General features: G+C 43.5%; 23 protein-coding genes. 9 read left to right on the top strand and 14 right to left on the bottom strand.

Annotation, left to right across the window (positions count from 1 at the left end; all coding sequences use genetic code 11):
• Positions 1–66: 66 nt before the first annotated feature.
• Positions 67–411, top strand: a complete 345-nt coding sequence (locus tag KDW99_RS04045) for a cupin domain-containing protein (RefSeq protein WP_110575810.1) — start codon at positions 67–69, stop codon at positions 409–411.
• Positions 412–492: 81 nt separating this feature from the next.
• Here KDW99_RS04045 and KDW99_RS04040 read toward each other — a convergent pair whose 3' ends face one another.
• The gene (locus KDW99_RS04040) at positions 493–1,653 is read right to left on the bottom strand and encodes an amidohydrolase (protein WP_255828028.1); all 1,161 of its coding nucleotides are present in this window, start codon (positions 1,651–1,653) and stop codon (positions 493–495) included.
• A gap of 144 nt (positions 1,654–1,797) precedes the next feature.
• Positions 1,798–2,277: a GNAT family N-acetyltransferase gene (locus tag KDW99_RS04035; protein WP_205113511.1), complete on the bottom strand. Its 480-nt coding sequence runs from the start codon at positions 2,275–2,277 to the stop codon at positions 1,798–1,800.
• A 138-nt stretch (positions 2,278–2,415) separates the two neighbouring features.
• Here KDW99_RS04035 and KDW99_RS04030 point away from each other — a divergent pair, with 138 nt between their 5' ends.
• Positions 2,416–3,195, top strand: a complete 780-nt coding sequence (locus tag KDW99_RS04030) for an SDR family oxidoreductase (protein ID WP_255828027.1) — start codon at positions 2,416–2,418, stop codon at positions 3,193–3,195.
• A 535-nt stretch (positions 3,196–3,730) separates the two neighbouring features.
• Here KDW99_RS04030 and recA read toward each other — a convergent pair.
• Both recA and KDW99_RS04020 read right to left on the bottom strand, forming a co-directional pair.
• Positions 3,731–4,798 (bottom strand): recombinase RecA, encoded by a 1,068-nt coding sequence (recA, locus tag KDW99_RS04025; protein ID WP_255828026.1) that lies wholly within the window; start codon positions 4,796–4,798, stop codon positions 3,731–3,733.
• 110 nt (positions 4,799–4,908) lie between these two features.
• Entirely contained in the window at positions 4,909–5,403 is a 495-nt protein-coding gene (locus KDW99_RS04020) for a CinA family protein (RefSeq protein WP_205115792.1), read from the bottom strand.
• A 79-nt stretch (positions 5,404–5,482) separates the two neighbouring features.
• On the opposite strand from KDW99_RS04020, the gene mutS reads away from it, so the two are divergent.
• Together mutS and fdxA are read left to right on the top strand one after the other, a co-directional pair.
• Positions 5,483–8,137, top strand: coding sequence for a DNA mismatch repair protein MutS (gene mutS, locus KDW99_RS04015; protein WP_255828025.1), 2,655 nt, complete (start codon positions 5,483–5,485; stop codon positions 8,135–8,137).
• 140 nt (positions 8,138–8,277) lie between these two features.
• Entirely contained in the window at positions 8,278–8,601 is a 324-nt protein-coding gene (gene fdxA / locus KDW99_RS04010; protein ID WP_012071401.1) for a ferredoxin FdxA, read from the top strand.
• Between the two features lie 557 nt (positions 8,602–9,158).
• Here the strand turns inward: fdxA and KDW99_RS04005 are convergent.
• Positions 9,159–10,379, bottom strand: a complete 1,221-nt coding sequence (locus tag KDW99_RS04005) for an EAL and HDOD domain-containing protein (protein ID WP_255828024.1) — start codon at positions 10,377–10,379, stop codon at positions 9,159–9,161.
• Positions 10,380–10,541: 162 nt separating this feature from the next.
• Between KDW99_RS04005 and ilvD the strand changes: the two genes are divergently transcribed.
• The 3 genes from ilvD to KDW99_RS03990 all read left to right on the top strand — a co-directional run bounded on the left by ilvD (position 10,542) and on the right by KDW99_RS03990 (position 14,569).
• A complete protein-coding gene (gene ilvD, locus KDW99_RS04000) occupies positions 10,542–12,386 on the top strand; it encodes a dihydroxy-acid dehydratase (RefSeq protein WP_255828023.1) in 1,845 nt (614 codons plus the stop codon).
• 94 nt (positions 12,387–12,480) lie between these two features.
• A complete protein-coding gene (locus tag KDW99_RS03995) occupies positions 12,481–13,323 on the top strand; it encodes a 23S rRNA (adenine(2030)-N(6))-methyltransferase RlmJ (protein ID WP_255828022.1) in 843 nt (280 codons plus the stop codon).
• 22 nt (positions 13,324–13,345) lie between these two features.
• Positions 13,346–14,569, top strand: a complete 1,224-nt coding sequence (locus KDW99_RS03990; protein ID WP_255828021.1) for a sensor domain-containing diguanylate cyclase — start codon at positions 13,346–13,348, stop codon at positions 14,567–14,569.
• 75 nt (positions 14,570–14,644) lie between these two features.
• Here KDW99_RS03990 and KDW99_RS03985 read toward each other — a convergent pair whose 3' ends face one another.
• Positions 14,645–15,064, bottom strand: a complete 420-nt coding sequence (locus tag KDW99_RS03985) for a secondary thiamine-phosphate synthase enzyme YjbQ (protein ID WP_255828020.1) — start codon at positions 15,062–15,064, stop codon at positions 14,645–14,647.
• Positions 15,065–15,070: 6 nt separating this feature from the next.
• Positions 15,071–15,580, bottom strand: a complete 510-nt coding sequence (gene folA / locus KDW99_RS03980; protein ID WP_255828019.1) for a type 3 dihydrofolate reductase — start codon at positions 15,578–15,580, stop codon at positions 15,071–15,073.
• Positions 15,581–15,743: 163 nt separating this feature from the next.
• Between folA and KDW99_RS03975 the strand changes: the two genes are divergently transcribed.
• Positions 15,744–16,595: a thymidylate synthase gene (locus KDW99_RS03975; protein ID WP_114413244.1), complete on the top strand. Its 852-nt coding sequence runs from the start codon at positions 15,744–15,746 to the stop codon at positions 16,593–16,595.
• A gap of 86 nt (positions 16,596–16,681) precedes the next feature.
• Here the strand turns inward: KDW99_RS03975 and KDW99_RS03970 are convergent, their stop codons facing one another.
• From KDW99_RS03970 to KDW99_RS03945, 6 genes are all read right to left on the bottom strand, one after another.
• Positions 16,682–17,188: a GNAT family N-acetyltransferase gene (locus KDW99_RS03970; RefSeq protein WP_255828018.1), complete on the bottom strand. Its 507-nt coding sequence runs from the start codon at positions 17,186–17,188 to the stop codon at positions 16,682–16,684.
• Complete coding sequence (locus tag KDW99_RS03965) at positions 17,172–17,699, bottom strand: GNAT family N-acetyltransferase (protein WP_255828017.1); 528 nt, start codon at positions 17,697–17,699, stop codon at positions 17,172–17,174. Before KDW99_RS03965 ends, KDW99_RS03970 begins: the two co-directional genes overlap by 17 nt.
• A gap of 354 nt (positions 17,700–18,053) precedes the next feature.
• Positions 18,054–18,539: an AAA family ATPase gene (locus KDW99_RS03960; protein WP_255828016.1), complete on the bottom strand. Its 486-nt coding sequence runs from the start codon at positions 18,537–18,539 to the stop codon at positions 18,054–18,056.
• Between the two features lie 101 nt (positions 18,540–18,640).
• Complete coding sequence (lgt, locus tag KDW99_RS03955; RefSeq protein ID WP_255828015.1) at positions 18,641–19,450, bottom strand: prolipoprotein diacylglyceryl transferase; 810 nt, start codon at positions 19,448–19,450, stop codon at positions 18,641–18,643.
• Positions 19,451–19,473: 23 nt separating this feature from the next.
• Complete coding sequence (gene ptsP / locus KDW99_RS03950) at positions 19,474–21,762, bottom strand: phosphoenolpyruvate--protein phosphotransferase (protein WP_255828014.1); 2,289 nt, start codon at positions 21,760–21,762, stop codon at positions 19,474–19,476.
• Between the two features lie 49 nt (positions 21,763–21,811).
• The gene (locus tag KDW99_RS03945) at positions 21,812–22,297 is read right to left on the bottom strand and encodes an RNA pyrophosphohydrolase (RefSeq protein ID WP_255828013.1); all 486 of its coding nucleotides are present in this window, start codon (positions 22,295–22,297) and stop codon (positions 21,812–21,814) included.
• 135 nt (positions 22,298–22,432) lie between these two features.
• Between KDW99_RS03945 and KDW99_RS03940 the strand changes: the two genes are divergently transcribed.
• Positions 22,433–23,089, top strand: a complete 657-nt coding sequence (locus KDW99_RS03940; RefSeq protein WP_255828012.1) for an HAD family hydrolase — start codon at positions 22,433–22,435, stop codon at positions 23,087–23,089.
• 86 nt (positions 23,090–23,175) lie between these two features.
• Here KDW99_RS03940 and KDW99_RS03935 read toward each other — a convergent pair whose 3' ends face one another.
• Complete coding sequence (locus KDW99_RS03935) at positions 23,176–24,372, bottom strand: class I SAM-dependent rRNA methyltransferase (RefSeq protein WP_255828011.1); 1,197 nt, start codon at positions 24,370–24,372, stop codon at positions 23,176–23,178.
• Between the last annotated feature and the right edge of the window lie 92 nt (positions 24,373–24,464).

Below are 24,464 nucleotides of genomic sequence, written 5' to 3'. Positions count from 1 at the left end.
AACCCCCTAAGTCATCCGCACCCTACAATTTATGACCTTTAACTCAACTTACAATCTGGAGCTACTATGTCTGACTTTATCACCGTCATGCGTGAAACCTGCCCTACCCCTGTGGTAAACGCAACAAAATGGACTCGTATTGGTGGCGATCCGCATACAGTAAACCTAAACGCTTACCTTTCAGCAGACGGCAGCAAAATCATGGGGACTTGGATCTGTACCCCTGGCAAGTTTGAAGTGAACTACGACAAATGGGAATTTTGCCATTTCTTAGAAGGCTACTGCATCATCACACCAGAAGGCGAAGAGCCAAAGCACCTAAAAGCAGGTGATGTATTTGTTATCGAGCCAGGTATGAAAGGTACTTGGGAAGTAGTAGAAACCGTTCGTAAATACTTTGTATTCGCTTAAATAGCACGTCAAAGTAGTCGGTAACAAACGTATCTCAATAAATGCCAGCAAATAGTCGTTTCTGTCTGCTGGCATTTTTTACTAACGGCCACGATCCAGACCATTTAACTGACGAATAATATCCAGAAACAAATCACGACCAACGGGAAGCAACCCATCGGGAAAGTCGTAATCAGGGTTGTGTAATTGCGGGCTAGCTTGCCCAGCACCCAAGGCAAACATAGCTCCTTCTTTGGCTGTCGCGGTAAACTGTCCAAAATCCTCCGACCAACGCATTGGTTCATCTAATAATAAAAAAGGCGTTTGAGTGTTATCACAAGCACAGACGACCAAATCACAGCCTTGTTGAGAGTTCACGCTAGCCTGAAACGCATCATCGTATTCAAACGAAATGCTTAGGTTTTCACTCTTTGCCACAGTTTGAGAAAAGCGCTCAGCTTCCTCTACCAGAGCTTGCATACCTTCATTACTTTCACTGCGCAACGTCACCATAACCACGGCATCGCCTGGCGCCGTACCAAAGGCAATTTCGCCTAATTTTGCGTGGATAACCGTTACCCAATTTCGCCCTGTGGCCACTTGTTGCGGAATCTTTGCTGGCAGAGAGTTCAGTTCTTGGATAATTTTGCACATGGCATTGGCAGGACTGACGCCATTTTCAGGATGCGCCGCGTGGGAGGTTTTGCCTTTTAAATGGATAATCATGCCCCGAGACGCACAATTGAACGTGCCCGCTCGCACTGCAACCTTGCCTAGCTCTAAGCCAGGGTAATTGTGCAATGCAAAAGCATAATCCGGAAGGAGAGCCGCAAAACGCGCATCGTTTACGACTTGAATCGCCCCCATACCAGTTTCTTCTGCCGGTTGAAAACACAGCACGACACGCCCCTTCTTAGGACGATGTTTCGCCAATTCCGCACCCAATGCTGTCACAATACTCATGTGCCCATCATGACCGCATTTATGAGAAACGCCTTTCACCTGTGAGCGGTGTGCAAAGCTATTGGTTTCTTCAATCGGTAAGGCATCCAACTCACTACGAATCAAAGTCGTTGGCCCACTTTCAGCGCCATTGAATACAAACGCCAGACCCGTTCCGCCAAGATCGGTAATAACTTCATCCGCAGAGAAAGCCTGAAACTCTTCGAGAATTCGAGCCGCCGTCGCTTGCTCTTGATTAGACAACTCAGGGTTCTGATGAAGGGTTTTACGTAACGCGATTAACTCATCAAAAGATTGCATAGTTGGGCCTGTTAATTAAGATATTACGAGTGACTTTTGTTGCCGTCATTCCAGTCATCACACATATCAAGATTGTCAAACTTATAAGGGAATTGTACACATCAAAGAGAAAGCATAGGACAAACGTATTTTAGTCATTAAAAATTAAAGCTGCTTTTTCATATTTACCAACTGAAAAAATTGGCCATTAGAAAGCGGCTCTTGAACACGCCCAATCTCGGTAAAACCTCGTTTTCGGTAAAAAGACTCACCCGACAAAGTGGAAGCTAAAAACAACGACTTAACACCTCTTTCAGAGCAATACTTTTCACAATAATCAAACACGCTTGAAGCGACACCTTTTCTGGCATATTCAGGTGCAACAAAGAAGCCTCGAATCTCGGCACTCGTTTCTTCATCCAATGACAAAGATACACCGCCACAGCCAGCAATTCGCCTATCTATTTCGGCAACAAAATACTGTCCAGAGTGGATGAGAGTATCTAAACCACTAATCAACTCCAACGCCGCTTCAATCTCTGATTCCTCATAAAACCCACGCTGAAGCTCACGCGTGGAGCGATTGATTAATGCTTCAATCGACTCTAGCTCTTCTATTTTTGCTGCTCGGATAGTGAGATTCATAGAATGATTTTCCTGCAACATTTTCCGTTAATTAGTAAATTTAATGGAGTTAAAAGGCGCATCCACACAACTATATAAAAAGCGTATAGAGTAATTAAGCATATAAACAATTTCAATCACTAACAAGAGGATGTACTTATGCAAAATAGGGCTATTATCATTACTGGAGCAGCAATGGGTTTAGGCCTAGCTACAGCTGAACTATTAGCTGCTAAACAGGCAAAACTTGTTTTAGTGGACTATAATGCGGAAGCTCTTCAAGCCGCAAAAACAAAAATTTTAGCAAAATCGCCAAGTGCAGAACTCCTACTCATCCCAACTGATGTTTCAGACGAAGAGGCAGTACAAAGCTATGTAGAAAAAACGGTAGAGCACTTTGGTAGAATCGATGGACTCTACAATAATGCGGGAATTGAAGGCAAACAAGCACCACTCACAGAATACGATATAGACGTTTTTAAGCGTGTCATAGACATTAACTTGATGGGTGTATATTACGGTATGAAATATGTTATTCCCGTAATGAAAAAGCAGAATTACGGTAAAATCGTCAATGTGGCATCAGTTGGAGGAATCCGAGGTGTTGTTAACCAGACTGCTTATGTTGCATCAAAACATGCCGTTTCAGGGATGACAAAAAATGCCGCCATCGAATATGGTGAGTATGGCATTTTAACCAACGCCATTGCACCAGGTGCAATTTTAACCCCCATGGTCGAAGAAGCATTTAAACAAGTTAACCCTGACGACCCAAAATCGGCAGAGCAGGAATATGCTCAAAGAAATCCAACCAAAAAGCTGGGCCAGCCAACCGATGTCGCCAACGTTGTTGCTTTTTTATTGAGTGAAGATAATGGCTATGTAAGCGGACAAACTATCGCAATAGATGGTGGCGAGTCTAACTTGTACGGCAATTAATATTGTCATCGGGAAATCTTTTTTTATCATACCGAAAAAAGCGGGCCTTACTAGGTCTCGCTTTTCCCACTCTAAAATCACATACAGCCCCAAGGCCCTAGCTCCTGAAGGCGCATTCCTGCCTTCAACTCTGGCTTAGTCGTAGCCATTACGACCCAGTTTTTGACAAAATATATGCCAGTCGCTCTAAATAGATATCTCACGCATCTTAGATTACTTAGTCACGAAAAAGAGCCATACTTAACACTATCTACAGTGCTTTATTGCAGATAAACATCGTCTGATGCTCGTTTTTAAAAATAGAATTAATGCAGATTCGATCCATTCGAAAAGGGTATTCTGGATGCAAGTCGAGTAACCTGAGAAGGAGTTAAGTCCATCGGTAGTAAGCAATTAATGCTGTATAGAAACAAAGAAATCCGATTAAGAAAGCTTAATCGGATTTTCTAATGCTATTCAATTAAATTCAACCCTTAATTGAATAGCATTAGGTACAGGGCCTGCTTTTTTAAAATATTGTATTTGCTAAAAGAGTTTAGAAATCTAGCTGTTCAGCTTCTTCAACTTCTGCTTCTTTATCATTAGTTTTGCCGTCTGCTTTAACTGTTTTAGGCAATAAATCTTCTCGAATCTTCGCTTCAATTTCTTTCGCCATTTCAGGATTATCAGCTAAGAACTGAGCCGCATTGGCCTTACCTTGTCCAATTTTGTTCCCATTGTAAGCATACCAAGCACCCGCTTTATCAACGAAGCCTTGCTTAACACCTAGGTCGATGACTTCGCCCATGCGGTAAATACCAGCACCGTACATGATTTGGAATTCAGCTTGTTTAAATGGCGGTGCAATCTTGTTTTTCACCACTTTAACGCGGGTTTCGTTACCAATCACTTCATCACCCTGCTTCACCGAGCCGATACGACGAATATCTAAACGTACAGAAGAGTAAAACTTAAGCGCATTACCGCCCGTTGTTGTTTCTGGAGACCCAAACATCACACCAATTTTCATACGAATTTGGTTAATAAAAACAACAAGGCAATTGGCATTTTTGATAGAACCGGTCAATTTACGCATTGCTTGAGAAAGCAAACGAGCTTGAACACCAACAGAAGAACTACCCATTTCGCCTTCAATTTCAGACTTAGGAACCAAGGCAGCCACAGAATCGACGATAACAACATCGACACTATTAGAGCGTACCAACATATCTACAATCTCAAGAGCCTGCTCACCCGTATCTGGTTGAGAGATCAAAAGATCAGCGATATTTACACCTAGCTTTTCTGCGTAAGAAGGATCAAGCGCATGCTCGGCATCAATAAAGGCACAAGTCTTACCTTGTTTTTGTGCTTCCGCAATCACACTTAGCGTAAGTGTTGTTTTACCTGAAGATTCTGGTCCGTAGATTTCACAAATACGACCATAAGGAAGACCACCCGCACCTAGCGCAATATCCAGACCTAACGATCCAGTAGAAACAGTATCAATATCAAGCTTGGCACCTTCGCCCATCTTCATGATGGCACCTTTACCAAATTGACGCTCGATTTGAGACAGCGCTGCATCCAGCGCCTTTTTCTTGTTGTCTGCAATAGATGACATGATGAATTCCTTGTGGATACTTTTCGTTGTGACTAATTGTCGTTGTCGGTAACTCTATCGTTTTTTTTGGGTAATCTCAAGAAATACTGTATATAAAAACAGTATTATTTTTAAACTCTTTCAAGCATCTCTTTTACACCGCGAAGAGCCTCTAAAACCGTCCCCTCTCTTACCGCCTGACGATCCCCAGAAAACAAAAATCGCTCTACTCTGGCTTCTTCACCAATCCGTTGCCAGCCAATATAAACACAGCCCACAGGCTTTTCTGGTGAACCGCCCCCAGGACCTGCCACACCACTTACAGCAACAGAAATGTCGCCGCCCAATTGTAAAGCACCAGCACACATCTCTTTTACAGTTTGTTCAGACACGGCGCCAAAAGACGACAGGGTTTCTTCTTTCACTGACAAACCACGCATTTTAGCTTCATTGGCGTAACTAATCACACCACCGAAAAACCATGCCGAGCTACCAGCTATTTCCGTGCATACCGCGCCAATCAAGCCACCAGTGCAAGACTCTGCCGTGACGAGTAACAGCCCTCTTTTTTGTAAGAGCTCTCCAGCTTGTTGTGCCGCGTGTGTCATTTTTTGCATTGGATTCATTATCATTATCCCTTAAATCCTTGGAAAATATCCCGTAGAATACCCCTCTATTTTTTGGATCACAATCGAGCTTTCCCAGATGAGCAAAACACCAGCAGATAACCATACACCAATGATGCGCCAGTACTTCGGCCTTAAATCACAGCATCCGAACCAACTGCTATTTTATCGCATGGGAGATTTTTACGAGCTTTTCTACGACGACGCTAAACGCGCGTCTCAGCTGCTTGATATTACACTTACCGCTCGCGGTCATTCTGGAGGCATGCCTATTCCCATGGCTGGCATTCCCTTCCATGCAGCAGAAAACTACATTGCACGCTTGGTTCGCATGGGCGAGTCCGTTGTGGTTGCTGAGCAAACTGGCGATCCAGCTACCAGTAAAGGTCCAGTCGAACGCCAAATCGCTCGCATCGTCACACCCGGCACCATCAGTGACGAAGCCTTTCTTGAAGAAAAGCGCGAGAACCTTTTACTATCACTTGCTCACCAATCCCGCAAAGGCTTGGATGTGTTTGGTTTTTCTTATCTAGACATGGCCAGTGGTCGTTTTTGCCTGTTTGAGGTCGATGGCCACGAAGCACTTTCGAGTGAGCTGCAGCGCTTGTCTCCAAGAGAAATACTTATCTCTGAAGATTTCCCTGCGCGCGCGACGCTTAAACTAGAAAAAGGCATTGCTGAACTTGGCCCTTGGCATTTTGATTATGAATCCAGCTATCGCCAACTTATTCAGCAATTCAACACCAAAGACTTATCCGGCTTTGGCTGTGAAGCATTAACGGCCGCCATCTCATCTGCTGGCGCATTACTGCAATATGCGAAAGACACACAGCGTTCAGCTTTGCCACACATTCAATCCATCATGGTTGAACACAAAGATGATTCGGTATTAATAGATGGCGCAACCAGACGCAACTTAGAAATCGATATCAACCTTACAGGCGGCACCAGCAACACAGTCGTGGAAGTTCTCGACAAATGCTCTACGCCAATGGGCAGCCGTTTGTTAAAACGCTGGTTACACACGCCAATTCGTGATTTGAACGAAATTCAAGCTCGTCAACAGGTTGTCGCTGAGTTAAAGAACAATCAAACTTACGACACTTTTGAAGCACCACTAAAAAAAGTCGGTGACTTGGAACGTATTTTATCTCGTGTTGCTTTACGCTCTGCTCGTCCTAGAGATTTATTACGCTTACGATTTGCCCTTGAAGCCGCGCCAGAGATCAACCAACTATTATCAAGCGCCACTTCTGAGCGACTACAAGAGCTCAATCAACGCATTATTGCGCAGCCAAATATCACTGAAACCTTGGCAAAAGCGCTAGTTGAAAATCCACCATCAGTGGTTCGTGATGGCGGCATTTTTGCTAAAGGTTACGATGAAGAATTAGATGAGCTGTTGGCGCTATCTACCAATGCCACCGATTTTCTTGCCGAGATGGAGCGCAGCGAAAAAGCTCGCACTGGAATCAGCTCATTAAAAGTCGGCTTTAATCGAGTTCATGGTTATTACATTGAGATCAGTCGCCTGCATTCCGATCAAGCACCGGTTGAATATATACGTCGCCAAACACTAAAAAATGCTGAACGTTTTATTACGCCAGAATTAAAAGCCTTTGAAGACAAAGCCCTCAGTGCAAAATCCAAATCACTTGCCCGTGAAAAAGAGCTTTATGAAAGTCTTCTAGATCAACTAAACGAGGCACTAAGCGAATTACAAACCACCAGCCAAGCCCTCGCACAGTTAGATGTACTGAACAACTTCGCCGAACGCGCTAACATACTTAATTTCAGCTGTCCGGAATTACACAATCGAGGCGGCATTCAGATTAGTGGCGGACGCCACCCGGTTGTCGAATCGGTTATTTCAGAACCCTTCGTGCCAAATGATCTCGACCTAAATGACAAGCGCTCACTGCTGATGATTACCGGTCCGAACATGGGTGGTAAATCCACTTATATGCGCCAAATCGCTCTCATCACTTTGTTAGCGCATACAGGTTGTTTTGTGCCTGCTGAATCTGCTTCCATTTCAGTAGTAGATCGAATTTTTACGCGTATGGGCTCATCAGATGACCTTGCTGGCGGTCGCTCAACCTTCATGGTGGAAATGACAGAAACAGCAAACATCCTAAACAACGCCAGTAAAAACAGCTTGGTTCTTATGGATGAAGTTGGACGTGGCACCAGTACTTTTGATGGCCTATCTTTGGCTTGGGCTGCTGTTGACTATTTAGCTAACAGGCTCAAATGCCACGTATTGTTTGCAACGCATTACTTTGAACTCACTACGCTAGCAGACCAGCTAGAAAATGCCGCCAACGTTCACTTAACAGCAACCGAGTACGAAGATGAAATCGTCTTCTTGCATAAGGTTCATGAAGGTCCAGCTAGCCAGTCGTATGGTTTACAAGTTGCGCAATTAGCAGGGGTTCCTCGTGATGTTATTGGGCACGCTAAGCAAAAGCTGAAAGAACTAGAAGTCGTAACAGGAATAGACCTTGATAGTCACTCTTTAGAGACTTCAACTATTTCAGCAACGTCAACAAAAGTAAAAACCAAAGAACATGCTATACAGGAGAGCAACAATGGCTACCAACCTCAGCAAGCAGATATGTTTGCTCAGGCGGAACAAAACGCCTTGAAAAATGCCCTTGAAGAACTGGATTTAGACAACATGACGCCATTAGAAGCAATAAGCGCCTTGTACCAACTTAAATCTCAGTTGTAATAGGTTCAGGACTGAGACTACTGTTGATATAAGCTAATAGCAGATAAATGTAGAATATTGTCGATTGTTGCTTGCCGCGAAATGGCCTATACCTCTAAAATAGTGCGCAATCATTTTTATAGCTTGTAAGGAGAAGTCGAATGGCTTTCATCGTTACCGATAACTGCATTCGCTGCAAATACACTGACTGTGTTGAAGTTTGTCCTGTGGACTGCTTCTATGAAGGCCCTAATTTTTTGGCGATTAACCCTGACGAGTGTATCGACTGCGCATTGTGTGAACCTGAATGTCCAGCTAATGCCATCTTCTCGGAAGATGAATTGCCTGAAGATCAAGAAGTATTCGTCGAATTGAACCGCGATCTGTCTTTGATCTGGCCAAACATTGCTGAGAAAAAAGACGCTCTTCCTGATGCTGCGCAATGGGATGGTGTTGAAGATAAATTAGAGCACTTAGAGCGTTAATTTAACTCAGCACTAAATCTAAAATCCAAGTATAAAAAAAGCGACTTTAAGTCGCTTTTTTTATACTTAACGTTAATGCTAATCGACAAATGATAAATTTTAGGCAAAAAAAAGGGCGCCTATTGGCAACCCTGCTTTTTGCTAACATCCTGTAAGCAACTCTTCCGATAAGTAAAACATCACTGTTTGCGTCGCCCTGAAGCTTCCAAACTGTCCTTATTTAATGGCGTATCCATCAAACCACATTTATTCCCTTGAACAATCCATTGCTCTTGAACATCCGAATTCAATCCTCAACGCCATCAATGGCATACCATCAAGCACTCCATGTGCTCTTCATCCATGAACTCCGTTTGGATAAGACACAATTTACCAGCTAAAAAATATATATCAACCTTGCAAAAAACTGACAATTAATAAATATTTACCTATAAATCAATAACATAAGTGACAACCATAATAAAACATGACATTAAGCCACGCAACAAACGGGAAACACCTACAGATATGTAAGAAAAGGACTACACAGGATCAGTATTTATTTAAAATACACTTCATCACACGGCAAGTAGAAATTCGTCGGCCCATCTGATCGCATCTAAATAGGTCTTTTTTAAATCCACTAAATCTTGAGAATTCTTGATGGTATGGCCATTACCATAAAGCTCGACTAGATCAAGCGTATTACCCACTCTTCCAGATCGATGTACTATCGCATTAATAAATTCACTGGGTAAAGGTAACTCACCGAGCACCTCGTCTAATTTCATACCCGTGCAGACATCGATCATAGACAACATTCCGGCTAAAAAATATTTGTCTTGATTATTATACCCTCGGCTTTGGGCAAACAATTCCGCATGTTTCGCGCGAATCATTATTTGCTCTAACAACACATGGCGATCGCCCACCATTTCAGACATTAACAATAAGTTAGTTAATGATTTAAGTTTTTCCACACCTATCAGCATAATCGCCAAACGAACAGAATCTACAGAAGCGACTAAGCCTGTTATAGGAGAGTTTAAATAACGTAGTAGTTTATGCACCAGCCCCGCATCTTGGCTAACTATCTGTTCCAATTCATCAATGCTTAAAACGGAGGTATTTAACAGCGAGGACATCAGTTGAAGCAGCGTCGTGCTATTCACTTTGGTCGCTTTACTCGACATCAGCTCAGGCTTTTCAAAAAAATAACCCTGAAAATATTCTATGCCTAACAAGCGACAGAACTGATAGTCTTCCCACGTTTCCACTTTCTCAGCAATAATTTTTACGTCAAAGCCTCTTAGTGCTTCAACTTCTTTATGAAGCTCATCATGACCTAAAGCCAATATATCCAACTTTATGTAGTCAGCGAGCTCTATAAAAGGCGTTAATTTACTATCAAAAATAAAATCGTCTAATGCTATCGAACAACCTGCTTTTACCCAACGGCGTAATGATGACAATAAAACCGCATCAAAGCCTGAGTTTTCCAATACTTCAATCACGATATTTTCTTTGTTGATTGGCATGCCGCTAGGGCTTAACAAGTAAGCGCGAGGAAAATTAATAAATGCTTTATTAGTACCCACAAGGGTTTCCATACCGAGCTCAAAAAGACTGGCCGCAATCACCTGAGCGGTGGCAGCAACCTCATCAATGACGTCTGCCTGTGCTGCGACAGTATTCTTGCGATAAAGAAGTTCATACCCCATTACAGCAAGGCGACTATCTACTATTGGTTGCCTTGCCAATGTAACGTTAGAGTGGGCTGACAGTAAGTTTTCGGCCATATCGTTTCCGTTTCAATAAAAATATCAGTATCGATTCATACAGTGTCTCAATATTGCCTAAAAATTGCCATTGGGCATACGCAATAATCTTGGTAACATGGACGCATTAAATGTAGACAACTATATAAAATAAAATAAAGCAAAAAACCTGTGGGGAAAACAATGCCAGTATATCGCTCCAAAACAACTACATCGGGCCGTAATATGGCCGGAGCTCGTGCGCTATGGCGTGCAACCGGAATGACAGACGATGATTTTCAAAAGCCAATCATCGCCGTGGTCAACTCTTTCACTCAATTTGTACCAGGTCATGTTCATCTCAAAGACATGGGGCAACTGGTTGCTCGTGAAATTGAAGCCGCTGGCGGTGTAGCAAAGGAATTTAACACTATCGCTGTCGACGATGGTATCGCCATGGGTCATGACGGCATGCTTTATAGCCTTCCATCCCGTGATTTGATCGCAGACTCTGTTGAATACATGGTTAATGCTCATTGCGCCGATGCTATGGTGTGTATTTCAAACTGCGACAAAATCACACCTGGAATGTTAATGGCCGCTATGCGTATTAACATTCCGGTTATTTTTGTGTCTGGCGGCCCAATGGAAGCGGGTAAAACCAAGCTGTCTGAGAACAAGCTTGACCTAGTCGATGCTATGGTTATTGCTGCAGACCCAACGGCAACAGATGAAAAAGTCGCCGAATACGAACGTTCTGCGTGCCCTACATGTGGTTCTTGTTCTGGTATGTTTACAGCCAACTCCATGAACTGCTTAACCGAAGCACTTGGTCTAAGTTTACCGGGCAACGGCACGACACTAGCGACTCACTCAGATCGTCGCCGTTTGTTTCTAGATGCAGGTCGTCGCATTGTAGACATAACTAAACGTTTCTACGAAAACGATGAAGCAAACTGGACGCCACGCTCTATTGCAAGCTTCGAAGCCTTTGAAAATGCCATGACGCTAGACATCGCTATGGGTGGATCAACCAACACTATCTTGCATTTATTGGCGATTGCCCGTGAAGCTGGTGTTGAATTCACTATGGAAGACATCGACCGCTTGTCTCGTAAAGTGCCTCAGCTTTGTAAAGTAGCACCGAACTCACCGAAGTACCACGTTGAAGATGTACACCGTGCAGGTGGTATCTTTGCTTTGCTAGGTGAGCTTGATCGCGCAGGCATTTTACACAACCAATGTCACACAGTGCACTCGAAAACCATGCTAGAAGCATTAGAAACATGGGATATTATGCGCTCACCGACTCCTGAGATTGTCGAGTTTTACAAAGCAGGACCTGCTGGCATCCCAACGCAGACAGCCTTCAGCCAATCCACTCGCTGGCCTTCTCTAGATGGTGATCGTGCAGAAGGTTGCATTCGTTCTATCGAAAATGCTTTTTCCCTCGAAGGCGGCTTAGCCGTACTTTATGGCAACATCGCTGCGGATGGCTGTGTTGTAAAAAGTGCCGGTGTAGACGAATCGATTCTTGTGTTTGAAGGCCGTGCTCACGTAACGGAATCTCAAGACGAAGCGGTTAAGAACATTCTTGATGATAAAGTAGAAGCTGGTGACATTGTCATCGTTCGCTACGAAGGCCCTAAAGGCGGCCCAGGCATGCAAGAAATGCTTTACCCAACGTCTTACATCAAATCAAAAGGCCTTGGCAAAGCCTGTGCCCTACTTACAGATGGTCGTTTCTCTGGTGGTACATCTGGCCTGTCTATCGGACACGTTTCTCCTGAAGCGGCTGCCGGCGGCGCCATCGGTCTAGTTGAAAATGGTGACCGTATTTTGATCGACATTCCAAACCGTTCGATCAACGTATTGCTATCCGACGAAGAGTTGGCCCACCGTCGTGCCGCCATGGAAGCAAAAGGCGCAAACGCTTGGAAACCTGTTGAAGAGCGTCCTCGTAAAGTATCTCCAGCACTCAAAGTGTATGCACACTTTGCAACCAGTGCAGACAAAGGAGCGGTACGCGATATTAGTCAAATCGACTAATATCTAAAAAGTAATAAGCAAAAGGCCGCTTTGCCAAATATAGGCGTTGCGGCCTTTTTCATTCACAACCCAATAACTTACCACAGGAAAGACCATGCTCAGCTATCGCCATATTTATCATGCAGGCAACCACGCTGATATTTTAAAACATTTGACGGTCAGTCAAATATGTCGCCATTTCATAAAAAAAGACGCGCCCTTTTTCTATTTGGATACACACGCTGGCATTGGTCAATATTCCCTAAACTCTGAACAAGCGCAAAAGAACAAAGAATTTCACTCAGGTATCGCACGATTGTTAACTGAAGATAACCTTCCAGAGCCATTGGAAGATTTATTAGACATCGTCCGTGATATGAACCCAACGGATAAGTTGGAGTTTTACCCTGGCAGCCCAAAAATTGTCGATTATTACGTTCGCCAAAAAGACAAACTACACTTATGTGAGCTGCATCCAAACGATTACCCAATTTTAGCGGCGCTGTTTCCAAATAAGCGTAAAGCCAATGTTGTTAAAGACAATGGCTTCGCAGCAGTTAAAGCCATGTTACCACCACCGCAAAAGCGTGGATTCGTTCTAATGGACCCGCCTTATGAGGTGAAGAAAGACTACCAATACGTGGTTCAAGCATTGGAAGACGGTCACAAGCGCTTCCCTCAAGGCACTTATGCTATTTGGTATCCGGTATTAAATCGTCAGCAAGCTAACGAATTATTGAAATCGGTTAAAGCCACCAATATTCGCAATGTACTTTTGCTGGAACTTTGCATAAGAAATACAGAACAAGAGCGCGGCATGGCTGGAAGCGGTATGATTATCGTCAACCCACCTTGGACTCTAGAAAAAGAAGCCAAGGAATTTTTGCCGGTTCTGAGCAAACTGCTCGCAGAAGATAATGATGCGGATTACCAAGTCACTTGGATCACCCCAGAATAACCGAATTATAAAGGAGCGTGTCATGAACACCGCTTTCGAACTCGCGTTTAAGTACATGCCAACGCCTGCTTTTATAATAGAAAGCAGCTCTGGTAAACTATTATCGTGCAACCGCAACTTTGAAGTTTTATTTGAAAATTTTAATGCGACACCATCCGATACATGGGAATCCCTTTGTGAAGATGCTGTCTGCGCAGAAGATTGGCAAACACTCCAAAACAAAATTAAAACTGGCAATATTGAACGCTGCGAGAGCGTGATTCGTGTTGGTGACAAGCTCGTCAATATGCAACTGGAAATGCGCCATCTTGGCGAAACAGTGCTCGCTTGTGTTTACAATACAGATCACATGGATCTTTCTGCGGCTGAAAACACTCTGCTAAAATTCGCATTAACCGAATCATCTGCAGGGTTGTGGATCTGGGAAACAGGGTCAGATTTAGTCTCCTGTTCAAAGTCCATTGCAACATTATTAAATTATCCACTCGATCAAACACCACGCTCAACATCGGAATGGCACGCCCTCGTTCATCCTGATGACGTGAAAAGACTGGCGACTGTAGTCAATGAGCACGTGGCTCTTAACCAAGATTATTATGAAGTGGAATACCGTATTTTGACTGGAGATCAGCACTATCTTTGGGTAAAAGAGCGCGGTCGAAGCTACACCAAAGGACCTGATGGTAGCATCAAAAAAATCATTGGTTTCATGGTCGATATTAGCCCCCAGAAAGCATTAGAAGAACATCTGCGCAACCAAGCTACTTTCGATGAACTAACAGGCTTGCTCACCCGTGGCGCCGCGCTGACACACTTCAAAAAACAATTGGGGTTGGCAAAGCGTCAATATACGCCGTTAACCATGGCGAAAATCAACCTTGATGCAAATGAACGCCTAAGCAAGCTCCCAATGGAAGCACGCAATATAGCCATTCAAACTTCCGCTCGCTATATTTATAAAAAAATCCGCGAGGCCGATGTATTGGCACGGGTAGAGCCTGACAAACTGCTGTTGTTACTACCTAATACCAGTGTAAAAGATGCCAAGACATTGTTAAAACATATCATCAACCCTACAGAAGATGAGAAGTCTGTCTTATTTGAAGGCAACTCAGATCCACTGGACTTCTGCGTTGGTATCGCCGCTTTTCCAGAAGATGGTGAAACGATAGAAGAATTGGCTCTTAGCGCAAATCAAGCGGTTGAAAATGGACAAGCTTCTTGTAAACAAATTGTGGTTAACTAAATCGAACGATCAAAAACAAAAACGCCGCATTGAAAAATGCGGCGTTTTTATTTTTACCAAATATTATTACCAGTATTACTCACCTTGCAGCGTTAATACCATCCGCCTCGCACCGCCATGATCTCGGTGCTCACCTAAATAAATACCTTGCCAAATCCCTAAGCACAAGCGCTTATCCCGAATCGGAATCGTCAAGGACGATCCCAACATGCTGGCTTTAATATGCGCAGGCATGTCATCACTGCCTTCGTAAATGTGTTCATAATAGGGTTGATCTTCCGGCACCATATGAGAAAAATGGCGCTCCATATCTCGGCGGACCGAAGGATCGGCATTCTCGTTGATCGTCAAAGACGCCGAAGTATGAAGCAATTGAACATGCAACAATCCTATCGACACAGGCGATAATTTAGACAAAGCCTCTTCTACCTGATCGGTAATCAAATGAAAGCCTCGACGCACCGCTGGCAATTGAACTTCAGCTTGCTGCCACATAACGAATTACTCTGCGCTGGTTCTTTGGTAAACAGAAAAACGGTAGTCGTATGGGTTTGGTCCTTCAGCGGCAAACGCTTCCTCACCTATTAGAGTAAACGAAGGCCATTCTACTTCTGGGAAAAACGCATCGCCTTTTACTTCAGCATCCACATGCGTAATGTATAAACGATCTGCGCGCTCAAGCGCTAATTGATAAATTTGTGCACCGCCAATCACCATGACTTCTTCTTGGCCATTGACCAAGCAAATATCTTCACCAAGGGAAATGGCATCTTCCAGCGTTGTTACCACATCAATCCCTTCTGCTTGATAAGCGGGGTCGCGACTAATAACAATATTACGACGTCCTGGTAGCGGCTTACCAATCGATTCAAAGGTCTTACGCCCCATGACAATGGGCTTACCGATCGTCGCTTGCTTGAAGTATTTAAGGTCATTTGGCAAATGCCAAGGCAAAGAGTTATTAATACCGATCGTTCGGTTCGTAGACATAGCGACAATAAGTGACAACATAAAACAACCTGCGTAAAAATCTTGGCTCTTCTTTGCTCTGACAATCCAAGAGCAAAGGCTTCTGATATAATCAATGGCATTTATTATACCCATGACGAACCAGATTGCATTTCTTAACCTGAACTAGCAAACGTCATCAGGAAAAACAGACAAGGCATTTTTTATGAAACAGTATTTGGATCTTTGCAACCGCATTGTCAACGAAGGTGAATGGGTCAAGAACGAGCGAACAGGCAAACGTTGTCTAACCGTTATAAATGCCGACCTAACCTATGATGTCAGCAAAGGCGAATTCCCTCTGGTTACCACACGCAAAAGTTACTGGAAGTCTGCTATTGCCGAAATCATCGGTTATTTAAGAGGCTACGACAACGCAGCGGACTTTCGGGCGCTGGGCACCAAAACTTGGGATGCCAATGCCAACGAAAACGACGTTTGGCTAAACAACCCTTATCGTAAAGGCGAAGATGATATGGGGCTTTGCTACGGCGCCATTGGCCGTAACTTCCCTAAGCCAGACGGCGGTCATATCGACCTATTAAAGCAAATTGTTGATGATCTAAGTCGTGGTGTGGATAACCGTGGGGAAATCCTCACATTTTATCACCCCGGCGCGTTTCACATGGCGTGTCTTCGCCCTTGCATGTACAGCCATCACTTTTCGTTGCTTGGTGATACGCTTTATCTAAACAGCACTCAGCGCAGCTGTGATGTGCCGCTCGGGCTGAACTTCAACATGGTTCAAGTATATGTATTACTTGCCATCGTTGCGCAAATCACTGGCAAAAAACCAGGTAAAGCCTTTCATAAAATAGTAAACGCTCACATCTATGAAGATCAGCTAGAATTAATGCGTGACGTACAACTAAAGCGCGAGCCTTACCCTCTGCCAACATTAAAAATCAACCCAGAAATCAAGTCCCTAAAAGACATAGAAACTTGGGTCACCATGGACGACTTTGAAATCGAAGGCTATCAATTCCACGAGCCTATCGCCTACCCTTTCTCAGTGTAAGCAACTCTCGGTTCAAGAGACCTAAAAGCAAAACGGCGAACCATTTTGGATTCGCCGTTTTTATTGAAATGAACTTTGTGGATAGATTAATCCAACAAGAACTTTTCTATCAGAATCTCATCAATATATTTACCACGAACTTTAGCGTGCTTTTTCGCAGTTCCTACCACTTCAAAGCCTTGTTTTAAATATGTCGCTAAAGCGTTGGGGTTATCTTCTCTGACGTAGGCAAATAACTTCTCATAGCTTTTTAATCTTGCTAAGTTGAAGGTAGCTTCAAACAAACTCGATGCAATACCTTGTCTTCTACAACCGGCATCAACAAAAGTCCCAATAATTCCAACATGATCAAAGGCATGCGTATAAGCTGCAAACGGCTCAACATTTTGAAAGCCAACGACGTTTGAATTCTCTTCATTTAACGCCACATGAAACACACCACGTGTAGGAAAATTTTGAATAAATTGCTTCTCCTCTTCCTCTGAGAAAGTGGTATCAAGTACGGTAAAAAGACCTTCCTCGATAATGGGGTTCAAAATATTAATAATACCCTGTGCATCTTTAGTCTGTGCTTCTCTAACTAAAAGAGTCATCTCTTTCCTTAACGATTTTCTGGTATTCAATACAATTAATGTTTTTATCCTGCACTTCAGCAAAGTTTTCATGGATCTTGATTTCAACAAATCCGCTGTGTGTCAGTACTTTCTGCGAGGCAATATTATCCACAGAGACAAAAGCGATTAAGGTTTGTAGATTAAGCTCGTTAGCGAGTTGAATCATTTCTTTAACGGCACGTTTGGCAATGCCACGTCCGGCAAACTTTTCACCTATTCGATAGCCTAAATAAGCTTCGCTCAATACCAGATTAATATCCGTTAAATTGACACGTCCAGCAATCTCGCCACCATCGTCAATAATAAGCATCGGCAGCATAGTTTTTCTTTGATGTTGCGAAAGAAACTCTTCAATATGCTTTTTTACGCCATGGTCAGTGTAAAAACTAACTTCCCGTGGATTAATATGCGATTCAAACCAAGCTCTGTTTTCTATTTCAAACAGCAACAAAGGTCTAGAATCAGGCCGAGATAAGAGACGCAGTTCCATTTATTTTAAGTCCTTTATGCTAGGGAAGGTGCGAACAAGTCCTCTTGTCTCAGCATGTGAATAAAAGCCTGTTTTTCGAGGCGAGTACCGAATGTGAATAGTGGTTCTATTTTCGAGGTGCTCAACAAAGAATACAGGCTTTTAGAGCATGCCCTCGGCAATTGCTCCTGCATTGCCCTAATTACCTACATCCATGTAGGTAATTAGGGCAATGCAGGAGCTTACTATTAAAAATAACAGGCCACATATCGTTGCGACTCTTTGAAAGGTACCTACATTCCTTCAGAGTCGCGCCTTATTTGACGATTTCTCTGAAAGACTGAGGCTTAGTAGACTTATTCGCACCTTCCCTAGCTAATTTCTAATAATGTTCAGACCTTCATCATCAGATGGAGCCTGAAAAAACTGAGTAACATGATGAAAGACTGTTTCGTTATCAAACTGAGCTCGTTCAGGCTGCTCAGTGCGACGCTTCGCAATTCGAGCAAGACATTGCTCGTCACTTAAATCAAGAAGAACAAGCTCATGCTGGCTGTAAATCTCAGAACATAATTGCTTGAACCACGCGCGCTGACTTACCGTGTTGGCAGGAAAATCCATCACCACATTGGTTCCCGTCTGCAGAATATTTTGCACATGTGCTTTTACAAAAGGTTTTATCAACACAGAATAAGTTAAGTAATCATCGAAAGAGTGAATTTGATTGGGATAATGAGCAGCAAGCCAATCATCTTCCGATAACAGCACGGCGTTTTTTTCAACGGATAATACTTTAGATTTAGTCGATTTACCTGCGCCCATTTTTCCACAAAAAAATGTCAGCACTCCTCTATTACTCATAACTCCCCCCTCTCAACGATGTCTACCTGCAAGATTAAAATTACTAGCATAAAAAAACCAGCCGTGTGGCTGGTTTTAAGCGTCATACTTAACTCTCTTAGTTACTTTGCTGTACTGGCTTGCGGAAAGGTTTTCAGTTTGAATCCAACAACAATCAAGCCAGCCCCAATGATCACCATAGGCAAAGACAAGAGCTGCCCTTCTGTCAGCCAACCAAAAGCAAGGTAACCAATCTGTATATCTGGCTCACGAACAAATTCTACTAGGATTCGGAAAATACCGTAGAAAAGTAGGAACATGCCGGAAACACAATAACGTGGCTTTGTTCTTTGCGAAAAGAACCACAAAATACAAAACAGAGCGACGCCTTCTAGGGCAAACTGATATAACTGTGAAGGATGGCGAGCAAGTTGCAAAGGATCGTTAGGGAAGATCATAGCCCAAGGAACGTCTGTCGGCTTACCCCATAATTCGCCGCCAATAAAGTTACCTAAACGCCCTGCTCCTAAGCCGATTGGTACAAACGGTGCCAGAAAGTCAGTCACATCCACAAGGTGTTTGTTATAGCGACGAGCGAAGAAGAACATAGCGGTAATAACACCTAGCAATCCACCATGGAAGGACATACCACCTTCCCATATACGCACAAGAATAAGTGGATTATCCACAAAAGCAGGAAACTGATAAAACAAAATATAACCAATCCGCCCACCTAAAATGACGCCAAGTGCACCATAAAATATCGCATCACTGACCATCTCTGGCGTCCAAAGCCCATTAGAGCGTTTGGCGCGATACATGCCGCACAGGTAAGCTCCGGCAAAACCGATTAAATACATAATACCGTACCAATGCACGGAAATTGGCCCTATTGAAATGGCGATAGGATCAATGTTTGGATATGAAATCATATAGAAAAAATCTCTGGTAGGTATTATTCCACGTTTGTGGTTTTAGATGGTCGAATCAAACGCTCGATATTGGCTTCGCGCATGAGTCGTGTCATGGTCTGTGTGACCGCTTCGGCATGAGATAGTTTCATAACTTCACTAAGCATTGCTTGGGCCTGTTCCATCGAAATGTTTCGTATCACTGCTTTCACCTTAGGAAGGCTAGTCGAACTCATCGATAAAACGTCATATCCCATGGCCATCAATAAAATAGCGCCCATCGGATCGCCAGCCATTTCACCACACACACTTAAACCGACACCTTCATCTTGAACTTGTTCAACTATGCTGATCAGAGCACGAAGAACAGATGGATGAAATGAATTATATAAATCGGCAACTCGCGGATTATTACGATCAACAGCTAATAAGTATTGAGTTAAATCATTGCTACCGACGGAAAGAAAATCGACCATCCCTGCCAGTTCTTTTGCTTGATATACCGCGGCTGGAATTTCAATCATCACACCCACTCTCGGCATTTTGACATCGTATCCTTCTTCTTTCACTTCCGCATAAGCCCGACGAATAAGCGCTAACGCCTCCTCGACCTCTGCGACATTAGAAATCATCGGCAACATGATTTTTAGATTATGCAGGCCAGCACTGGCTTTGATCATGGCACGAATTTGAGCCATGAAAATTTCCAAGTGGTCTAAGGTTACTCGGATACCACGCCACCCTAAGAATGGGTTCGCTTCGTTGATTGGAAAATAAGGCAGTGCTTTATCACCACCGATATCTAAAGTACGAACCGTTACTGGCGCAGGAGCAAACCCCTCTAGTTGCTGGCGGTAAATAATCACCTGCTCAGCTTCTGTGGGAAAACGATCACGCACCATAAAAGGAACTTCTGTACGATAAAGGCCGATGCCTTCGGCTCCGCGATCCAAGGAACGAGCAATATCTGCAGACAACCCCGTATTCACATACAAAGATAATCGATGGCCATCAAGCGTTTCACAGGGTAAATCTTTAAGTGTTTCGTACTCTTCTTCTAGTAGCCGCTCTTCATCAACAATCTGCTGATAGTTTTCTATTAATGCTTCTGAAGGGTGGGTGTAGATTTTACCAAGATAGCCATCAACAATAAGATCCACTTTATCTAGCTGGGCATAAGGTAAATCCAACGCCCCCATGACAGTAGGAATCCCCATCGCACGAGCTAATATCGCCACATGGGAGTTACCAGAACCCATGACAGAAACGAGGCCTTTGATCTTGTCAATTGGGATTTCACCCAACATAGATGCGGTCAGTTCTTCACCGATAATAATAGACGGCTCGCTGAAACGCTCTGCAACATTCGGGGCTTTTTCCTGCAAGTGAGATAAAATTCGTCGCCCAAGGTCGCGTAGGTCAGACGCACGCTCACGAAGGTATGGATCATCCATGCGGTTAAACTGCTGGATATGTGTTTGAATAACTTGTCTTAATGCACCCTGTGCCCAATTACCGTCCTTGATTTTGCGAACAACCTCTCCGGCAATGGAGTTGTCATCAAGAATTTTTAAATAAACATCGAAAAGCGCTTTTTCATCCGCTGAAAGGTGCTGACTAATTCGGTTACTGGCGCGACGAATATCTTGACGAACAGCATCTAAAGCTTGGTAAAAATCTTGGATTTCTTCTTCAAAATCTGTAGTGCTGCGATCCGGAATAACATCCAAATCAGCAGGAGGAAACACCACGACACCGCGACCAATGGCCACACCTGAACTACCAGGAATACCTTTGTAACGGAAATCCGATCCACTGGGAATAACATTAGGGTTGATACTGGTAATCGCACCAGTGGCTTCAGCGTGGGCAATAACCCCCGCTAGCTGGGCAGATAGGGTAATAAGAAAGGCTTCTTCACCCTCATCAAATCGTCGCTTGTCTTCATGCTGAACTACCAACACGCCTAAAACTTGTCGATGATGAATAATAGGAACCCCTAGAAAAGAACGATATCTTTCTTCTCCAGACCCCTTCAAATAATGAAAAGAAGGGTGAATATGAGCGTCTTCAAGGTTTACAGGTTCAGCCCTACGGCCCACCAAACTCACCAAGCCTTCATCCGCTTGTAGACTAACATTACCCGCAACGTCCGCATTCAAACCACGAGTTGCCATCAAGATATATTCTTTAGTATTTTTGTCTACTAAATAAATAGAACACACTTCTGCTCGCATAGCTCTGCGTACACGCCGGACAATAATATCCAGTGCCGCAGACAAAGACTGCGCGGCGGTCACTTCCTGGGTAATTCGTCTTAACAAACTTAGCATAGCTCTCCCATCAATCTATATTACCTCCAGCATCAAGCCAGCAAGTTTATCACTTTTCTAGTCGACGATGTGCGCAGGGGATCAGCTCTTTCAGCGCTCGGCGGTAAACATCTTTTTTAAATGCCACAACTTGGCCAAGTGGGTACCAATAACTTACCCAACGCCAACCATCAAATTCAGGCGTTTCAGTTCCATCCACGCACACAGATGCATCAGGGCAACGAATAGAAAGAAGAAACCATTTCTGTTTTTGTCCAATACATAAAGGCTTACTATTGTGTCTTAGCATGCGTTTAGGAAGACGATAACGCAGCCAACCTCGGGTTTTCCCTACGATTTCCACCTGATGTGGGTCTAATCCCACTTCTTCTTTTAACTCTCGATATAAAGCTTCTTCAGGTGTTTCATCAGGTTTAATCCCCCCTTGCGGAAACTGCCAAGCATTCTGCCCAACACGTCTCGCCCAAAGGAGCTGGCCACGCTCGTTCATCAGTATGATGCCCACATTCGGTCTGTATCCGTCTGCATCAATCACGAGCTATCACCTTTTAATATAAAAATAAATTAGATTCATTGTTCCATAATTCCCCCATCTGCACAATTAAGACTGCTGTTATTTATTGTCTGCAAGGCTATAATTCGCGCACTTTAGAAGAATTGAGGACAGCTTGTGACACTCGCAATATTTGACTTAGACGGCACATTATTAAACGGCGACAGTGATTACACTTGGGGACAATTTCTGGTCGAGAAAGGCCTAGTAGACAGCCAAGTGTACAAACAGGCGAACGATAAGTTCTTCGAAGAGTACCAAGCAGGTACTTTAGACATTCATGAATATTTGGCGTTTAGCTTAGAACCACTCACCAAGTTTTCAAAACAAGAACTAGCTAAACTTCATAACACTTTTATGCAGGAAAAAGTTCAGCCGATGATGCAAGAAAAAGCCAACGCTTTGCTAAAGCATCACAAAGACCAAGGCCATTTCTTGCTGATGATTACTGCGACCAATCAGTTTGTTACTGGGCCAATTGGCGATGCCTTGGGCATGGATCATATCATTGCGCCTGTGCCAGAGATTATTGATGATCACTACACAGGAAAAATTGTTGGTGTACCCAGTTTCCAAGCAGGCAAAGTCACGCGCCTCAATGATTGGCTCGCTGAAACAGGACACTCAATGGAAGGCAGTTATTTTTACAGTGACTCACGCAATGATTTGCCTTTGCTAGAATTAGTCGCTCACCCAATTGCAGTGGACGCGGATGAGACTCTAACAAAGATTGCGCAAGATCGTGGTTGGCAACACATCTCTCTAAGGGATTAATCAAAGCTCATAAAAAAACGCTGTCAGAATGACTCTGTCAGCGTTTTTTTTCGCTTATTTTTTTAATAAGCAATCAGCAAATAATGCTATAAACCCATATTGTTATGGATACGATAAAACAGTGCTTTTAGGTATTCTGTTTCTTCAATAGCAGGATGCACAGGATGATCTGGCGCTTGCGTACCACGGTAAATCAATTGTGAGAATCGCTCTAACTGACGGCTATTGCTGCGAATAATATCGTGCAAGCGCCCTGTTTCTAAATGCATAGAACAGGAGCCTGAAACCAAAATACCGCCCTTAGCAACCAAGCGCATCGCCAGTTGATTTGCTCTATGATAAGCCCCTTCACCCGCCTTAATATCTTTACGGCGAGCAATGAAAGCCGGTGGGTCCATAATGACCACATCAAAGCGCTCTTTGTCTTCAATCAAAGACTGCATCGCCTCAAAGGCATCACCATGCATTAAGTTAGAACCACCTTCATATTGATTCAACTTAAGGTTTTCACCTACATGACTCAACGCACTCTCAGACGCATCAATAAAAGTAACATCGGTTGCACCAGCTGATGCCGCTTGAACTCCCCAACCACCAATGTAGGAAAATACGTCTAATACGCGCTTTCCATCACAGAAGTTTTGCATGGTTTTACGGTTTTCACGGTGATCATAGAACCAGCCTGTTTTTTGTCCATCCCACACTGGCGCTTGGAACAACACACCATTTTCTTGTAGGAAAACCAATTCTGGCACCGTACCGAAAGCTTCTTCAACATAAGTCTCAAGGCCTTCAATTTGACGCATCTTGCCATCATTTTTCATCAGAATAGCTGACGGCTTCACCACATCTTGCAAAGCTTCAACAATTTCGTTTTTCACGCGTTCCATGCCTGCAGTCGAAATTTGTACGACCAATACATCAGCAAAGCGGTCAACCACTAAGCCAGACAAGCCATCAGAATCACCAAAAACAAGTCGGTAATATGGCGCAGGATACGTAAGCTCGCGCAAAGATAACGCAATTTTTATACGATGAACCAAAGTCGATTTATTTAAAAACGTATCGGTACTACGGCTCATTAAGCGACCACAAATCAAGGTATTAGGATTGATTGTCGCAATTCCAAGAGGTTTACCTTGAGCTGTTTCGACAACAACCTGATCCCCTGGAGTAAATTGCTTTAATGGCGTCGCTGAGGTATCTACCTCATTACTGTATATCCATTGATGTCCAGCCCTTAATCGGCGATCAGCTTGACCTTTTAGTCGAATAACACTCAAAATTTTCACCCAGTATATTTAAAAAACGCTATTATAAAGACTCTAGATTCAATTGCTACGAATTACGTGGCAGTAAAGTTACTTGCCTTAAA

The sequence above is a fragment of the Marinomonas rhizomae genome, from assembly GCF_024397855.1.
Taxonomy (GTDB): domain Bacteria; phylum Pseudomonadota; class Gammaproteobacteria; order Pseudomonadales; family Marinomonadaceae; genus Marinomonas; species Marinomonas rhizomae_A.
This window is presented reverse-complemented; position numbering and strand designations above follow the sequence as displayed.

Excerpts from the sequence above, each read along its gene's own strand:
- KDW99_RS04035 (WP_205113511.1), bottom strand. The coding sequence starts at position 2,277 with ATGAATCTCACTATCCGAGCAGCAAAAATAGAAGAGCTAGAGTCGATT.
- ilvD (WP_255828023.1), top strand. The coding sequence starts at position 10,542 with ATGCCAGTATATCGCTCCAAAACAACTACATCGGGCCGTAATATGGCC.
- recA (WP_255828026.1), bottom strand. The coding sequence starts at position 4,798 with ATGTCATCTATTGCAGACAACAAGAAAAAGGCGCTGGATGCAGCGCTG.
- KDW99_RS03970 (WP_255828018.1), bottom strand. The coding sequence starts at position 17,188 with ATGACTCTTTTAGTTAGAGAAGCACAGACTAAAGATGCACAGGGTATT.
- KDW99_RS04005 (WP_255828024.1), bottom strand. The coding sequence starts at position 10,379 with ATGGCCGAAAACTTACTGTCAGCCCACTCTAACGTTACATTGGCAAGG.
- lgt (WP_255828015.1), bottom strand. The coding sequence starts at position 19,450 with ATGATTTCATATCCAAACATTGATCCTATCGCCATTTCAATAGGGCCA.
- KDW99_RS04020 (WP_205115792.1), bottom strand. The coding sequence starts at position 5,403 with ATGAATCCAATGCAAAAAATGACACACGCGGCACAACAAGCTGGAGAG.
- KDW99_RS03965 (WP_255828017.1), bottom strand. The coding sequence starts at position 17,699 with ATGGAACTGCGTCTCTTATCTCGGCCTGATTCTAGACCTTTGTTGCTG.
- KDW99_RS03985 (WP_255828020.1), bottom strand. The coding sequence starts at position 15,064 with ATGTGGCAGCAAGCTGAAGTTCAATTGCCAGCGGTGCGTCGAGGCTTT.
- ptsP (WP_255828014.1), bottom strand. The coding sequence starts at position 21,762 with ATGCTAAGTTTGTTAAGACGAATTACCCAGGAAGTGACCGCCGCGCAG.
- mutS (WP_255828025.1), top strand. The coding sequence starts at position 5,483 with ATGAGCAAAACACCAGCAGATAACCATACACCAATGATGCGCCAGTAC.
- KDW99_RS04030 (WP_255828027.1), top strand. The coding sequence starts at position 2,416 with ATGCAAAATAGGGCTATTATCATTACTGGAGCAGCAATGGGTTTAGGC.
- KDW99_RS03990 (WP_255828021.1), top strand. The coding sequence starts at position 13,346 with ATGAACACCGCTTTCGAACTCGCGTTTAAGTACATGCCAACGCCTGCT.
- KDW99_RS03995 (WP_255828022.1), top strand. The coding sequence starts at position 12,481 with ATGCTCAGCTATCGCCATATTTATCATGCAGGCAACCACGCTGATATT.
- KDW99_RS04040 (WP_255828028.1), bottom strand. The coding sequence starts at position 1,653 with ATGCAATCTTTTGATGAGTTAATCGCGTTACGTAAAACCCTTCATCAG.
- KDW99_RS03975 (WP_114413244.1), top strand. The coding sequence starts at position 15,744 with ATGAAACAGTATTTGGATCTTTGCAACCGCATTGTCAACGAAGGTGAA.
- KDW99_RS03960 (WP_255828016.1), bottom strand. The coding sequence starts at position 18,539 with ATGAGTAATAGAGGAGTGCTGACATTTTTTTGTGGAAAAATGGGCGCA.
- folA (WP_255828019.1), bottom strand. The coding sequence starts at position 15,580 with ATGTTGTCACTTATTGTCGCTATGTCTACGAACCGAACGATCGGTATT.
- KDW99_RS04045 (WP_110575810.1), top strand. The coding sequence starts at position 67 with ATGTCTGACTTTATCACCGTCATGCGTGAAACCTGCCCTACCCCTGTG.
- fdxA (WP_012071401.1), top strand. The coding sequence starts at position 8,278 with ATGGCTTTCATCGTTACCGATAACTGCATTCGCTGCAAATACACTGAC.